A 14,843-nucleotide genomic window follows, 5' to 3' on the forward strand; every position below is an offset into this window, starting at 1 on the left:
CAGAGACGATCAAGGCCGCGTACCGTGTTCGCGGCTTCACAAAGGTCGATACGTGAAGATCCGCGAGACTGTTCAGGAGAACCCACATGGAACACACAGCCCGTGCCTTCTGGCTCCGCTCACCAGGGCAGGGGGAGATCCGGGAAGTGGAGCTTCCGCGGCGCGCCGACGACGAGGTCCTTGTGCGCTCCTTGTGCTCCGGCGTGAGCCGGGGCACGGAGACGCTCGTGTTCCGCGGCGGCGTACCGGAGAACCAGTATGCGGCGATGCGCGCACCGTTCCAGGAGGGTGAGTTCCCCGGGCCCGTGAAGTACGGCTACCTCAACGTCGGAGTGGTGGAGGAGGGCCCCTCGTCCCTGGTGGGACGCACGGTGTTCTCCCTGTACCCGCACCAGAGCCGGTTCGTCGTGCCGGCCGACGCGGTCACCGTGGTGCCGGACGACGTCCCCGCCGGGCGGGCGATCCTCGCCGGCACGGTGGAGACCGCGGTGAACGCGCTGTGGGACGCGTCCCCTCTGATCGGTGACCGGATCGCCGTGATCGGCGCCGGAATGGTCGGCTCGAGCGTGGCCGCGCTGCTGGCCCGGTTCCCCGGAGTCCGGGTGCAGCTTGTCGACGCGCTGCCAGCGCGCGCCGAGATCGCGGCGGCCCTCGGCGTGGACTTCGCGCTGCCCGAGGAAGCCGCCGGTGACTGCGATCTCGTCGTGCACGCGAGCGCCACCGAGGCCGGGCTCACCCGGGCACTGGAACTCCTCGCACCGGAAGGCACGGTCATCGAGCTCAGCTGGTACGGCGACCGGAAGGTGTCCCTCCCATTGGGTGAGGTATTCCACTCCCGGCGGCTGACCGTACGCAGCAGCCAGGTCGGCACCGTCTCGCCCGCCCGGCCCGGCCGCACCTACTCCGACCGGCTCGAACTCGCGCTCAGGCTGCTTGCGGATCCGGCCCTGGATGCCCTGATCACCGGCGAAAGCACCTTCGACGAGCTACCGGCAGTGATGCCCCGGATCGCCTCCGGTGAGATCCCCGGACTGTGCCATCGCGTCGTATATGAGTCCGCTCTGAAACCCGCCTGAACAAAGGGCACAGGTCAGCCGTACTACTGGGCACACCTCGGAGATGGTCCGCACCTGGAGGGTCGTCACTTGTTCAGCATTACCGTCCGCGATCACCTCATGATCGCCCACAGCTTCAGAGGAGAGGTCTTCGGGCCCGCGCAGCGGCTGCACGGAGCGACCTTCCTCGTGGACGCCACCTTCCGTCGCGCGGAGCTCGACGACGACAACATCGTCGTCGACATCGGCCTGGCCACCCGGGAGCTCGGGGACGTGGTCAGCGCGTTGAACTACCGCAATCTCGACAACGAGCCGGACTTCGCCGACACCAACACGTCGACGGAGTTCCTGGCCAAGGTGATCGCCGACCGCCTCGCCGAGCGTGTGCACGCCGGGGCGCTGGGCGAGGGGGCCAAGGGCCTCGCGGGCATCACGGTCACGCTGCACGAGTCGCACATCGCCTGGGCGAGTTACGAGCGTGCCCTGTGATCAACGCCGAAGCCACCCTGACCGGCACCACGACGGCCACCGCCGGCACCACTGGTGTCATGGCCGCCGCCACTGCCACCAAGGCCACGGGGAACGCCACCGTGACCAACGTCCAGCCCACCATCGTCCCCACGATCATTCCCATGACTCTGCGCTCCGTGCACTTCGTCATGCCGGGCGGTGTCGACGACCCGTCGGCGCCCAGCGGCGGCAACGCCTACGACCGCCGCGTCTGCTTCGACCTCGCGGCCTTCGGCTGGCAGGTCCACAAGCACGCGGTGCAGGGCGACTGGCCGCGGCCCGAGGCACCCGCCCGCGCCGAACTGGCCCGCACCCTCGCCGACCTGCCGGACGGCACCGTCGTCCTGATGGACGGGCTGGTCGCCTGCTGCGTCCCCGAGATCGTCATCCCGGAGGCCGAGCGGCTGCGCCTGGTCATCCTGGTGCACCTCCCGCTCGGCGACGAGACCGGCCTCGACCCCGTCGTCGCCGCCGACCTGGACGCCCGCGAGCGGCGCACCCTGCGCTCCGTGCCCGCGATCGTCGCCACCAGCGACTGGGCGGCACGCCGACTGGTCTCCCACCACGGGCTCGCTCCCGACCGGGTCCATATCGCCGCCCCCGGCGCCGACATCGCCCCGCTCGCCAAGGGCACCGACGGTGTGTCACGGCTGCTGTGCGTCGCCTCGGTCACCCCGCGCAAGGGGCAGCACCGCCTGGTGGAGGCGCTCGCCGCGGTCGCCGATCTTCCGTGGTCCTGCGTCTGCGTCGGCGGACTCACCCAGGACCCCGAGTACGTCGCACAGCTGCGCGGACTCATCGCCCGGCACGGCTTGGAGGACCGGCTGCAACTCGTCGGCCCGCGGTCCGGTGCCGAGCTCGACGCCACCTACAACGCCGCCGACCTGATGGTCCTCACCTCGTACGCCGAGACGTACGGGATGGCCGTCACCGAGGCCCTCGCCCGCGGCATCCCGGTCCTCGCCACCGACGTCGGTGGGATCCCGGAGGCCATCGGACGCGCCCCCGACGGAGGGGTGCCCGGCATCCTCGTGCCGCCGGAGAACCCGGCCGCACTCGCCGCCGAACTGCGCGGCTGGTTCGGGGAGGCCGACGTCCGGCGCCGGCTGAAGGCGGCGGCACGCGACCGGCGCGCCGCGCTCGACGGCTGGGCCACCACGGCCCGGAGTCTCGCCGGTGTGCTGGGACGACTTCGACGCGAACCGCGGAGGGCGGCGTGAGCATGGCGGAGATTTCCGAGGGGGACGTGCCGGGGGCACCGGGCGGGCTCGTACTGGGCCTCGTGCCGTCGGCGCGGAAATCGGTGGAGAACATGGGGGGACCCTTGAGCACGACGAAGACTTCCGGCGGCGAAGCGGTCGAGGTACCGCCGTACGCTCCCCAGTGGCTGGAGCTGCGCGAGCCCGCGGACGCGGCGGCCCGGGCGCACGACCTGCTCGACCCGTTGCGGATCCGGCTGGCGAACCTGCCGGGCAAGGCCAGCGGTCTGGTGATCCACGACCTCGGCTGCGGCACGGGTTCGATGGGGCGCTGGCTGGCGCCCCGGTTGGACGGCGCCCAGCACTGGGTGCTCCACGACCGTGACCCCGATCTGCTGCATCTCGCCGTGACGCGGGCCCCGCGTACGGCCGCCGACGGCAGCCCGGTCACCGTCGAGACCGAGCGCAGCGACCTCACCGAGCTGACCGCCGAACGGCTCGCCGGGGCCTCGCTCGTGACGGCCTCCGCCCTGCTCGACGTCCTCACCCGTGACCAGGTGGAGACGCTCGCCGAGGCCTGCTCCGGAGCCGGCGTCCCCGCCCTCTTCGCACTCTCCGTGCTGGGCCGGGTCGAGTTCAACGTCGAGGACCCGCTGGACGCCGAGATCACCGAGGCGTTCAACCTGCACCAGCGCCGCGGCGACCTCCTCGGGCCGGACGCGATCACCGCGGCCTGCGAGGCCTTCGACCGGCGGGGCGCCTCGGTCCGGGTACACCCGAGCCCGTGGCGGCTCGGCCCCGACGACGCCGCGCTGATCGAGGACTGGCTGCGCGGCTGGATCGATGTCGCCTGCGAACAGCGCCCGGAGCTCACCCCGCGGGTGGAACCGTATCTGCGGCGCAGGCTGGCCCAGTCCGCGGCGGGCGAGTTGCGGGTGCGGGTCCACCACAGCGACCTGCTGGCGCTGCCCCGGCCGAGGGGCGGCGTGTCGTGAGCACACGGCTGGCCACGCGACCTGCCGAGGAGCGGACGGCCGACGACCCGCCCGAGGCGTCACCGGCCGGGGCGGCCGCGCCGACCGGTGACGAGGGTGCACGAGGCCGCGGGTCCGCCCTGCGCAAGCACCTCGGCACCGTCGCCGGGATCGCCATCCTCGGCGTACTGATGTGGCGGCTGGGCACCGGCGTCTTCCTCGACGGACTGCGTCGCATCGACGGTGCCACCGTGCTCGTGGCGCTCGCGATCGGTCTCCTCACCACCGTCTGCAGCGCCTGGCGCTGGTGCCTGGTGGCCCGCGGCCTGAACATCAAACTGCCGCTGGGCCGGGCCGTCGCCGACTACTACCGGGCCCTGTTCCTGAACGCGGCACTGCCCGGCGGTGTCGTCGGTGACGTGCACCGGGCCGTACGGCACGGGCAGGACGAGGGCAGCATGGGCCGCGCCGTACGAGCGGTGGTGCTGGAGCGGACCGCCGGTCAGCTCGTCCTCGCCGTGATCGGCGTCGCGGTCCTGGTCACGGTGGACTCGCCGGTGTTGCGGCAGACCCGGGAACTCGTCGCCGTGCTGGCCGTCGCCGCACTCGGGGTACTCGCTGTGGTGGCCGGACTCCGGCTGCGGCGCGGGACACCCGGCACCTCGCGTCGGCACCGTGCCCTGCGCGCGGCGGCCGCGGAGATCCGGCAGACCCTGCTCTCCCGGGCCAACGCGCCCGGCGTGCTGGTCTCCTCCGTGATCGTGCTGGCCGGACACCTCGCGATGTTCGTCGTCGCGGCCCGGGCCGCCGGATCAGCGGCCTCCGCGCTCGAAGTGATCCCGATCGGACTCCTGGCCCTGATCGCCATGGGGCTGCCGCTGAACGTCGGCGGCTGGGGCCCCCGCGAGGGCGTCACCGCCTGGGCGTTCGGCGCCGCGGGCCTGGGCGCGAGCCAGGGACTGACCGTCGCCGTGATCTACGGCGTGCTCAGCCTCGTCGCGAGCCTGCCCGGCATCGTCGTACTCGTCGCCCGGTGGGCCGCCGGGCTGCGGTCGGGAGGCCCGGCGCCGAAGGGTCACCGTTCGAGGTTCTCCAGGAGGGAGAAGTACTCGCCGAAGGACTCGGTGAACGCGGCCAGCAGCTCCTTCCCCTTCTCCGCGGACGCTCTCGACGGCCGGCCGATGACGCCGGAGTCGGTATAGGCCGACATACCGAGAGTCAGCAGATGCCTACGATCGTCCGCGACCCAATCGGAGGTCTCATAGCCGGGGCGCACCAGTTCCGGATGGGCGTGCAACAGGATGGACGTCTCGATTTCTCCCGCGTGCATGTCGGTGAGAAGCGACGTCTCCACCGCGGCCCGCTCCCGAGCGATCTCCCAGTCGTCCAATCCGGGGAACAGTGCCATTCGGACATCACCGCCGAAGGATTCCTGGACCACATTGCCCAGAACGTAATTTCCGCCGTGGCCGTTGACGACCACCAGCGAGTCGACTCCGCTGCGGTGCAGCGAGCTCGCGATGTCGCGAATCACCGCGTGCAGCGTCGCGGCGGAAATACTGACGGTCCCCGGCCACGCCGCGTGCTCGTGGGAGCAGGAGATCGTCACCGGAGGAAGGAGCTGGACGGGATACACACGGGCGATCTCCCCGGCGATCGTGCAGGCGACGACCGTGTCGGTGGTCAGCGGCAGATAGGGGCCGTGCTGCTCCAGACTCCCCACCGGAAGAACGGCGACCCGGGATCCCCGGGCCCGCACTTCCTCGGTGGTGTCCTGCGGCAGAAGACCCGTAGTACCCGAACTGCTCATGTTTTTCCGGCCTTTCATTTCCACAACTACTCGCTCATCCTCGCATACCGCCGACACCGACCAGGATAGGATTTGAACATGACAGAACATGATGGCGTGCCCGGCGGAATTGCTCACCCATCAGGTGTCGAACGCGTGGTGAACCTTCAGCTCTCCACCGTGCACGGCGTTTTCCGGGCCTACGGCTACCAGGACCGAACCACCGGTCACGAGCAAATGGCGCTGACCTACGGCGACATCAAGGGTGAGGGCGCGCTCACCCGCGTCCATTCGGAATGCCTGACCGGGGACGCCTTCGGGTCCACGCACTGCGAGTGCGGTCCGCAACTGTCCGAGGCACTGCGGGCGATCGCCGCGGAGGGCCGCGGCATTCTCGTCTACCTGCGCGGCCACGAGGGCCGCGGGATAGGCCTGCTCGCCAAACTCCAGGCCATGAAGCTCCAGTCGGAGGGCCTGGACACCGTCGAGGCGAACCTCGCCCTCGGACTCCCGGTCGACGCCCGCGACTACGGTGCGGCGGCGGCGATCCTGCACGACCTCGGCGTGACGTCGATCCGTCTGCTCTCCAACAACCCCTTGAAGTACAAGGCGTTGACCGAGCGCGGCATCAAGGTCTCCGAGCAGGTACCGCTGTTGATCGACCCCTGCGAGGAGAACATCGGCTACCTGCGCACCAAGCGGGAGCGGCTCGATCACCATCTCCCGCACCTGGACGGTGTGGTGCTGCACCGTAGCTGAGCGAGGGGACTTCCCCCGTCCTCCTTTCGCGGGTGACCTTGCCCGCGCCGCATACGCGAACCCCGCCGCCGGTTCCAGGGCAGCCGGCGGCGTTCGCGTCCCCACCGGGTGTTTCGCCCCCGCATCCCCACCGCGCCCTATCCGCAGGGCAGAGCACGCGTACCCCCACCGGCCGGCAGCCGCCGTCCGGCGCAAGGGGACGTGCCGGACTCTCCGCCCGCAGCGGCTGGCGGTCGGACCACCAGGACCCCACGGACAACACGCCACCCGCCAGACCGAGGACGGAGAGTCCGGCGCGGCCCCGACCCACCAACCGGCGGCAGGCGTACCGGCGGCAGGCGCAGCGGCAGCAGGCGCACCGGCGGCAGACCCACGTACGCTTCGATACGCCAACCCAAGAACCCACGCCGCGCCGCCCCGACCGGAGGTCATCCCCACATGAGCGCCGCCCCGGCCCTGTGGCTCCGCCACGAGCCACGCCCCACCGAACGTCGCACCTCCATCGTGCCGGCCGACGCCCAGCGGCTGGTCGAGGGCGGCGTCAGGGTGACCGTCGAGCGCTCGCCGCAGCGCGTCTTCCCGATCGAGGCGTACGAGCGAGCGGGCTGCCGAGTGGCCGAGCCCGGCTCCTGGGAGTCGGCACCCGAGGACACGGTGGTCGTAGGTCTGAAGGAACTCGACGACGACCCCGCCGAGTTGAGGCACCGGCACATCTTCTTCGGGCACGCCTACAAGAACCAGCCCGGAGCCGAGACACTCCTGCGCCGTTTCCTCGCCGGCGGCGGCACCCTCTTCGACCTCGAGTACCTGGTGGACGACACCGGCCGCCGACTCGCCGCCTTCGGCTACTGGGCGGGATACGTCGGCGCCGCCCTGGCCGTGCTGCACCACCGCGGCAGGCTCACGACCCCGCTGACCCCGACCACCCAGCCCGAGCTGGCCGCCGCGCTCCGTCCGGCCACCGGAGAGGAGAAGGAGCAACCCAGCGCCCTGGTCGTCGGCGCGCTGGGCCGCAGCGGCCGCGGCGCACGCGTCGCCCTCGCCGAGGCCGGCGTCGACCCCACCTGCTGGGACCTCGCCGAGACCCGCGACCTCGACCACCGCGCGCTGCTCGACCACGAACTGATGGTCAACACGGTGCTCACCACCGAGCCCGTCACCCCCTTCCTCACCCACCGGGACCTGGACGACCCGAGCCGCGCCCTGCGTCTGCTCTCCGACGTCACCTGCGACGTCGGCTCTCCCTGGAACGTGGTCCCGGTCTACGACACCGTCACCGACTGGGAGGCCCCGGTCCGCCGACTGCGCGACGAACCCGCCCCGTTCGACCTGATCGCCATCGACAACCTCCCCTCCCTCCTGCCCGCGGAGGCCAGCACCGACTTCTCGGCGGCCCTGACGCCACATCTGCTGGAGTTCGAGGTGAGCGGGGCGTGGGCGCGCTGCGGGGAAAGGTTCGCGGCGGCCTGCCGTGAACTCGAGGCGAAGGCGGGGGAGTAGAGCCATGGTCAGCGGAACGGTTCACTGGATCGGCGCGGGCCTGTCCACCGGAAGCGGCCTCGCCGCGCTGTGCGACACCGCCGATCGCGTGCGGCTGTGGCACCGCACGGTCGAACGAGCCGAGGAGAGGCTGACGGCACTGGGCCTCGCCGACCGCGCGGAGGCCCGCGCGTTCACCCCGGACGCCCTCGCCGCCGAACTCGCCCCCGGTGACGTCGTCGTCTCCATGCTGCCGGCCACGGAACACCCGGCGCTGCTCGCCGCGTGCGTGGCGGGCCGGGCCCACTTCGCCTGCTCCAGCTATGTTTCCGAGGCGGTCCTCGACCAGATTCCGGCGGCCACGGCGGCGGGCGTCACCGTGCTCACCGAGGCCGGCCTGGACCCGGGCATCGACCACCTCTTCGCCCATGCCCTGCTGGGTCGCGCCCGGGCCGCGATCGACCCCGCCGAGCCCGCTCAGCTGAGCCTCACGTCGTACTGCGGCGGCATACCCGCCGCCCCCAACTCCTTCAAGTACCGTTTCAGTTGGGCCCCGTACGGAGTCCTGAACGCACTGCGCTCACCGGCCCGCTACATCGAGGACGGAGCCGAGACCACGGCCGACCGCCCCTGGGAGGCCACCCGTCCGCACGTCCTCGACGGCGAATCCTTCGAGGTCTACCCCAACCGGGACAGCGTTCCCTATGTCACCCAGTACGCAGTCCCGGAGGCCTGGACCCCGCGGACCTTCATCCGGGGCACCCTCCGCCTGGACGGCTGGCTGAAGGCATGGCACGAGGTCTTCGACCTGCTGCGAACGGGGGACGACGACCAGATCCGCGCCCTGGCCCAGGAGCTGGCGCGGACCTACCCCACGACGGAGACGGACCGCGACCGTGTGGTCCTGTCGGTGGCGCTCGCGGTGACCTCCCCGTCCGCCACATGGTCGGGCGAGTACCTCCTGGACATGGAGGGCACGTCCGAGGAGAGCGCGATGGCCCGGTGCGTCTCCCAGCCCCTGTCCCTCGGGGTCCGCCGTATCCTGAGCGGAGCCCTGCCTCCGGGCCTGAGCCGGGCGGCGGAGAGCCCCGAGGAGTCCGAGGCATGGCTGACGGAACTGAAGCGGACGGGGATCGACTTCGCGCTGCGCCTGTGATGCGCGGGGCTGCCGGACACAGACCGTTCTTCGGCTCATGCTGTCAGTCGGCCACGGCTTCGTGGATCAGCTGCTTCAGTTCGGGGAAGATCGTCTGCGGGCGTGACGGACGGAGTTGCGTGAGGAACTGCACCGTCATGTCCCGCACCGGGTCGACCCAGAACGTGGTCGTCGCCACGCCGCTCCAGCCGTAGGTGCCCAGCGCCGCGGGAGCGGGAGTCCGGGCGGGGTCGATGACGACCGAGACACCGAGACCGAAGCCCAGGCCCGCGTTCCCCGGTTCGGCGTGCGCCGGGCTGCCGAAGGACTGGATGTCGGCGCCGCCGGGAAGCCGGTTCGACACCATCATGTCCACCGTCTCCGCAGCCAGCAGCCGGACGCCGTCCAGTTCGCCGCGCCGGCGCAGCAGCTCCATGAAGCGGTGGTAGTCGTAGGCGCCGGCCGCCAGACCGCCGCTGCCCGAGAGGAACCGCGGCCGACCGTGCAGGGGAAGGCCGGGGATGGGTTTGATGCCGCCCGCCTCGTCGTGCCCGTACATCTCCGCCAGCCGGCCCGCCTGCTCGGGCCTGACACAGAACCCGGCGTCCGGCATGCCGAGCGGACCGAAGATCCGCTCGGCGAAGAACACGTCGAGGGGGCGGCCGGAGACCACCTCGATCAGCCGGCCGAGCACATTGGTGGCGACCGAGTAGTTCCACTGACTGCCCGGCTCGAACTGCAGGGGCAGGCTCGCGTACACCTCGCAGGCCTCGGCCAGGTCCGCCCCCTCCGGGACCGAGGACTCGAGCCCGGCGGCCCGGTAGAGCGCGTCCACGGGGTGGCTGTGGTAAAAGGCGAAGGTCAGGCCCGCGGTGTGGGTCATCAGATGCCGGATGCGCAGGGGCTCCACCGTGGGCCGGGTCTTGCCGGCCGCCTCGTACACCTGTGGGTCCGCGAACGCCGGCAGATAGCGGCCCACCGGGTCGTCGAGGCCGAAGCGACCCTCCTCCAGCAGCATCAGAGCCGCCACGGAGGTGACCGGCTTGGTCATCGAGTACATCCGCCACACCGTGTCCGTCTCCACCGGGAGTCCGTCCGCGCGGTCACGGCTGCCATACGTGGTGAGGTGGGCGACCTTGCCGTGCCGGGCTACGGAGACCAGGAAACCGGGCAGCCGGCCGGCGTCGACGTAGTCGGCGAAGTGCCGGTCCAGGCGTTCCAGCGCCGGTGCCGACAGGCCGACCTCGGCCGGCTCCACCTCTTGCCGCAGCTGTCCCATTGCGTTTCCTCCGCTGTGCAGTTCATACCGTGCCCCGTACCGCACCCGATTCTCGCCCGGCTCCGTCCTGACGGCTCTGCGCCCCCGCCCGCGACGCCGCTCGCGCGCAGTTTCCGCGCGGGCGGAGTGGCGCACACCGGGAGGTGGCCGACATGCCGCCGAAGTCCTGTGGAGTACCGATTGCCCGAGCTGTCGGTACCCGCTGCGGACAATGAGAAATCTCACGCAACCGCGCCCGGACCGATCCCCTCCGGTGGGCCGGTCGCTTCCGTCGCGTCGGCCCCGCTGGTCCGGGCCGACCGCGTGGAGGGTGGTTTTTCGGCTCCTCTGTCTTTAAAGGGCCTATAAGTGCATCAGAGAAAGTCACGATGTGCCCAGTTGTGTACGTCCGCGGTGCCCGGGTGTGGATCCGATCGCCCTCCCTGTACGTCTTACTGGTCGGTAAGCGACGCAGAACCGGGATCCGTGAAGCGGAGTGGGGAAAAAGCCGGACGTTTGCCCTAACTACGCAACGTGACGCAACTATTCGCTTGTTCGATGCGTATATCTCCGTGGACAGTGCGGGCCCGCCAGGAGGATGGTGACGCCGGAGCGTCACCATCCGCTTGCTTGAGGAAAGCACAGAACAAGGAGAACCGATGCGACCGTTTGCGCTGAACTACGCGCGCCCTGCTGAACAGTTGGAGGTCAGCGCTCCGTACGTATATGACTCCGTACTGCAGTTGAATGTGATGCCCGACGGGCGACTAGCGGCTCATGATTACGCAGTGTTGCGAGAGCTGGGCGCTACGACGTCAACTGCGGGCTCCAAAACGCACTTCGACGACTGAGTGCGGAACCCCTCGCAATGACTGTGTTGATCCTCACATGTGAACAGGACGTAACCGCCGACATGGTTGTGGCGAAGCTGGACGGACGTGGTGTCCCCGTCGTCCGGCTCGACCCGGCCGATCTTCCCGGCGCTGTCGCCCTGTCCGGTGAGTACGTGCATGGCGTCTTCCGCGGACATTTGTCCGCCGGAGGGCGGATGGTGAGCATGAGCGGTCTCCGGTCGATCTGGGTTCGCAGGCCCGGGGTGCCCGCGAGCCGGGTCGCCGAGCCGTCGGACTGGCTGACCGAGGAGTCCTCGCAGGCCCTCTACGGCATGCTGCGGAGCACCGACGCGCGCTGGATGAACCATCCGGACGCGGCCGTGCGGGCCCGCCACAAGCCGTGGCAACTGCAGGTCGCCCACCGCAGTCGGCTGCCCGTGCCGGCGACGCTGATCACCACCTTTCCGCAGGCGGCCCGTGACTTCGCGGAACGCTTCCCGGATCTGGTGGTCAAGCCCGTGTCCGGGGCGCACCCGCAGGAGCCGCCCCGGGCGGTGCCGACCAGCCGGGTCGCACCGGACGCGGACTTCGGGGCCGTCGCCTACGGGCCGACGCTGCTGCAACGGCGGGTGTCCAAGCAGGCCGACATCCGGCTGACCGCGGTCGGCGACCGGATTCTCGCCGCCCGCAAGGCGGTTGCCCCGGACGCCGACCCGGACGACGTCGACGTCCGGTTCGCGGCCTCGCCGACGCCGTGGCGGCCGGTCGAGGTTCCGCCGCGGGTCGCGGCGGGTGTGCGGGCATATCTCACCGAGGCCGGGCTCTCCTACGGTGCTTTCGACTTCGCGGAGGACGCGCACGGAATCTGGTGGTTCCTCGAGTGCAACCAGTCCGGGCAGTTCGGCTTCGTGGAGATCGAGACGGGGCAGCCGATCGCGGATGCGGTGGCCGCATGGCTGGCGGCCCCCAACCCGGCGGCGGCGCCCTCGAACGGAAAGGCGCTGATCACCGAAAACCAGCGATGAGACCGGCCACATCGCCGGATCAACCCACATTGCCCAACCTGCCCACATCGCCCGACCTGCCCACATCACCGGACCCGCCCACATGCCCGACCAGCCGACCAGCCGACCAGCCGACCGGCCGACCGGCACCGGGCCCCGCGTCCTCGACGCGGTCCGGCTGTGACCGGGCGCCGTGCCTCACCGTGAACCGGCTGTGGCCCGGCGCCGAGATCCGCCGTGGTCCGGCCGTGAACCGGCCGTGGCCCGGCACCGTGCCCCGGCGCCAAGCCTCACCGTGAACCGGCTGTGGCCCGGCGCCGAGATCCACCGTGGTCCGGCCGTGAACCGGCCGTGGCCCGGCACCGTGCCCCGGCGCCAAGCCTCACCGTGAACCGCTGTGGCCCGGCGCCGAGATCCACCGTGGTCCGGCCGTGAACCGGCCGTGGCCCGGCACCGTGCCCCGGCGCCGAGCCTCACCGTGAACCGGCTGTGGCCCGGCGCCGAGATCCACCGTGGTCCGGCCGTGAACCGGCCGTGACCCGGCACCGTGCCCCGGCGCCGAGCCTCACCGCGAACCGGCCGTGGCCCGGCGCCGAGCCCACCGAAATCCAGCCGGGCGGCGGCGAGATCCACCACGGTGCGGCCGTGGCCCCGCGCCGAGAGTCTGCCTGTGTCGTATCCCCGGCCGGGACACGGCTCCGCTCCCCGACTCGGTGCCGGGCCACCGTGCCCGGAACGCAGGGGGCGGCACGGTGTGCCGGCCCGGTCCGGTCAGCCCTTCGTCAGGCGGACCGACAGACCCCGCGCGGTGAAGACCTGTTCGGCCCGCCATCCCTCGACGGCCACGGTGACCTCGGTGAACCGGCCCTGCAGGGAGCGGGCTCCGATGACCGCCACCGTGCTGCCCGGACGCGGCGACTGCCGTTCATCGAAGCGGATCACCAGCGAACTGCCACGCTCCACGACCGCCCGCCGGTCCACGACGAGCGCCGCGTCGCGCCCACGGTCGAGCGTGACGTCGAGCGTGCCAGCCTGCGCGTAACCGCCGCGCACCCGCACCGTGTTGTCGCCGATGCGCAGCGTGGCCCCACCCGCCACCCGGACGTCACCGCGGCCGAACGCCTCCTTCGACCCGGCGGCCAGCACACCCGCCTCGACGGTGGTGCCGCCGGTGTACGTGTTGGCCCCCGCGAGCGTCAGCGTGCCGGTGCCGCGCTTGACGAGCCCGCCACGCCCCTCGATGTCGTTGCGCCAGGTGTCCGCCGCGCCGAAGCCGCCGTCGGCCGAGTTCAGGGTGACGTGCACGTCGGAGTCGAAGGCTCCGTAACCGTCCGCCGCGGCGAACAGGTTGAGCCGCCCCCACTGCTCGAAGCCGTCGAGCAGCACGTACCCGGCGGGCAGGGCGGTGGTCCGCAGCACGTCGCGGCGCTGGTCCGCCGACAGGTACGGCAGCCGGGTCTCCAGCAGGACCTCCGCTCCCTTCGGCACGGTCAGCTCCCGGTCGCGACCCCGCCTGGGGAGTATGTAAGTCAGCCGGGGCGTCACCGCCGCGGCGTTGCGCGCGCGGTCCGCGTACGGATCGGTGTCGAGCGTCGCCGAGTGCGCGTACGCGTACAGCGAGTCCGCGGTCGTACCCGTCTTCTGCTGGAAGTACGCCGCCGCCTGCGCCCGCGCCGCCGCCTTCAGCTCGGCGTTCTTCGGGTCGTGCAGGGCCGCCGCGGCGAGGGCCGTGGCCAGGACGCGTCCGCCGATCACGTCGACCGCGGAGTGCATCCCCGAAACGATCCGGGTGTGGCTGAGTTCGAAGGCGCGCGTCACCATCTCCTGGAAGCGTTCGGGAACCGCGTAGGCGAACGCCAGGGCCGCGAGGTGAAGGGCGTTGGTGTGCCCGCTGGGGTAGCCGCCGTCCTCGGAGGGGGAGGTGCTTCGCTGCCGCAGCAGCTGGGGCACGACCACGACGTCGGACTCGTAGACGGGGTAGCCGAGGACGTCCTTCGCCCCCGTGTCGACGACCTCACTGTCCTCGTTCATCCGCCACGGCCTGGGGTACTGGTACGCGAACTTGCTCGGGTTGCCCGAGGCGAAGGGGCCGCGCACCGTGTTGACCAGCTCGACGACCTTGCCGAGCTCCGAGGCAGTCGAGCCGGCGCCGAGCGCGGAGCCCGCGGGGGCGTCGGCCGGGAGGGTGTCCTCGACCTTGGCGGGCGGTGTGCCCTCCGGGGCCGAGGTGATGCCGGTGACGGCCTTGGCGCCCGTTCGGTACAGCTCGGCGAGCGGGCCCAGGCCGCCGATCACCGAGTAGCTCTGGTGCTGCCGGTCGTAGACGAACGCCAGCTTGGCCTCGTCCTCGGTGCGGCGCGTCGTGATCCGCGCGGAGTAGCGCATGTTGGCACGCAGAATCTCGGGCTGCAGCGGAGTGCCCGTGTTCCAGGCGGCGCCGGTCTTCCACACCGTCGCCATGCCGCCGAGGATGCGGACCGCCGCGTTCTTCTCGGGGGTGAGGTCGGCGGTGGTGTTCGTCGTGTACGAGTCGACGAAGGGTGCGCCCGGCACCGTGTCCGAGGCTGCCGCCGTCGTCGCGGCCGACGCGGGCCAGGCCGTGATCGCCGGGGCGGCGACCAGGCCGGCCGAGACGCCGATGGAGCCGCGCAGGAAGACGCGGCGGTCGAGGAGGGTGCGGGGGCGGTGCTGCTCTCCGGTCGAGGACGGCATGGAGGGCCTCTCCTGTTGCTGTTGTGGGGTTTCTGTTGTGGAGCTGTTGTGCGCGCGGCGCTTTCGCGAGCGGTTCGGCCGGGACCTTATCCGGGCCCTGACCAGGGGTGATGTGCGGGGGGTGGAGCCGGGGCGG

At 71.3% G+C, this 14,843-nt stretch carries 12 protein-coding genes and 1 pseudogene; 10 read left to right on the forward strand and 3 right to left on the reverse strand.

Features of this window, described 5'->3' with window-relative positions; all coding sequences use genetic code 11:
• Positions 1–86 precede the first annotated feature (86 nt).
• From EF387_RS07510 to EF387_RS49690, 5 genes and pseudogenes are all read left to right on the forward strand, one after another.
• Entirely contained in the window at positions 87–1,076 is a 990-nt protein-coding gene (locus tag EF387_RS07510; protein ID WP_128375706.1) for a zinc-dependent alcohol dehydrogenase, read from the forward strand.
• A gap of 69 nt (positions 1,077–1,145) precedes the next feature.
• Entirely contained in the window at positions 1,146–1,544 is a 399-nt protein-coding gene (locus EF387_RS07515) for a 6-pyruvoyl trahydropterin synthase family protein (RefSeq protein ID WP_128375707.1), read from the forward strand.
• Positions 1,541–2,785 carry a glycosyltransferase family 4 protein gene (locus EF387_RS07520; RefSeq protein WP_238431381.1) on the forward strand — a complete coding sequence of 415 codons (1,245 nt, stop codon included), beginning with the start codon at positions 1,541–1,543 and terminating at the stop codon, positions 2,783–2,785. The genes EF387_RS07515 and EF387_RS07520 overlap by 4 nt, the downstream gene beginning before the upstream one ends.
• 2 nt (positions 2,786–2,787) lie before the next feature.
• Positions 2,788–3,759, forward strand: coding sequence for a methyltransferase domain-containing protein (locus tag EF387_RS07525; protein WP_128375708.1), 972 nt, complete (start codon positions 2,788–2,790; stop codon positions 3,757–3,759).
• 170 nt (positions 3,760–3,929) lie between these two features.
• Positions 3,930–4,688: pseudogene (locus EF387_RS49690) on the forward strand (lysylphosphatidylglycerol synthase transmembrane domain-containing protein); the annotation flags it as partial.
• Positions 4,689–4,813: 125 nt separating this feature from the next.
• Here EF387_RS49690 and EF387_RS07535 read toward each other — a convergent pair.
• Entirely contained in the window at positions 4,814–5,548 is a 735-nt protein-coding gene (locus tag EF387_RS07535) for a creatininase family protein (protein ID WP_338058094.1), read from the reverse strand.
• 78 nt (positions 5,549–5,626) lie between these two features.
• Here EF387_RS07535 and ribA point away from each other — a divergent pair, with 78 nt between their 5' ends.
• From ribA to EF387_RS07550, 3 genes are all read left to right on the forward strand, one after another.
• Positions 5,627–6,286, forward strand: coding sequence for a GTP cyclohydrolase II (ribA, locus tag EF387_RS07540; RefSeq protein WP_128375711.1), 660 nt, complete (start codon positions 5,627–5,629; stop codon positions 6,284–6,286).
• 438 nt (positions 6,287–6,724) lie between these two features.
• On the forward strand, positions 6,725–7,786 hold the full coding sequence (locus tag EF387_RS07545; RefSeq protein ID WP_128375712.1) for a saccharopine dehydrogenase: 1,062 nt from the start codon (positions 6,725–6,727) through the stop codon (positions 7,784–7,786).
• Between the two features lie 4 nt (positions 7,787–7,790).
• Positions 7,791–8,921: a saccharopine dehydrogenase family protein gene (locus tag EF387_RS07550; protein WP_128375713.1), complete on the forward strand. Its 1,131-nt coding sequence runs from the start codon at positions 7,791–7,793 to the stop codon at positions 8,919–8,921.
• Positions 8,922–8,964: 43 nt separating this feature from the next.
• On the opposite strand, the gene EF387_RS07555 is transcribed toward EF387_RS07550, so the two are convergent.
• Entirely contained in the window at positions 8,965–10,179 is a 1,215-nt protein-coding gene (locus EF387_RS07555; RefSeq protein ID WP_128375714.1) for a serine hydrolase domain-containing protein, read from the reverse strand.
• 638 nt (positions 10,180–10,817) lie between these two features.
• Between EF387_RS07555 and tgmA the strand changes: the two genes are divergently transcribed.
• Together tgmA and tgmB are read left to right on the forward strand one after the other, a co-directional pair.
• Positions 10,818–11,009 (forward strand): putative ATP-grasp-modified RiPP, encoded by a 192-nt coding sequence (gene tgmA / locus EF387_RS07560; RefSeq protein WP_128375715.1) that lies wholly within the window; start codon positions 10,818–10,820, stop codon positions 11,007–11,009.
• A gap of 17 nt (positions 11,010–11,026) precedes the next feature.
• Positions 11,027–12,016: an ATP-grasp ribosomal peptide maturase gene (tgmB, locus tag EF387_RS07565; protein ID WP_128375716.1), complete on the forward strand. Its 990-nt coding sequence runs from the start codon at positions 11,027–11,029 to the stop codon at positions 12,014–12,016.
• Positions 12,017–12,766: 750 nt separating this feature from the next.
• Here the strand turns inward: tgmB and EF387_RS07570 are convergent.
• Positions 12,767–14,707, reverse strand: coding sequence for a phosphatase PAP2 family protein (locus EF387_RS07570; RefSeq protein ID WP_128375717.1), 1,941 nt, complete (start codon positions 14,705–14,707; stop codon positions 12,767–12,769).
• Positions 14,708–14,843: the final 136 nt, after the last annotated feature.

The organism is Streptomyces cavernae, assembly GCF_004023625.1.
Taxonomy (GTDB): Bacteria; Actinomycetota; Actinomycetes; order Streptomycetales; family Streptomycetaceae; genus Streptomyces; species Streptomyces cavernae.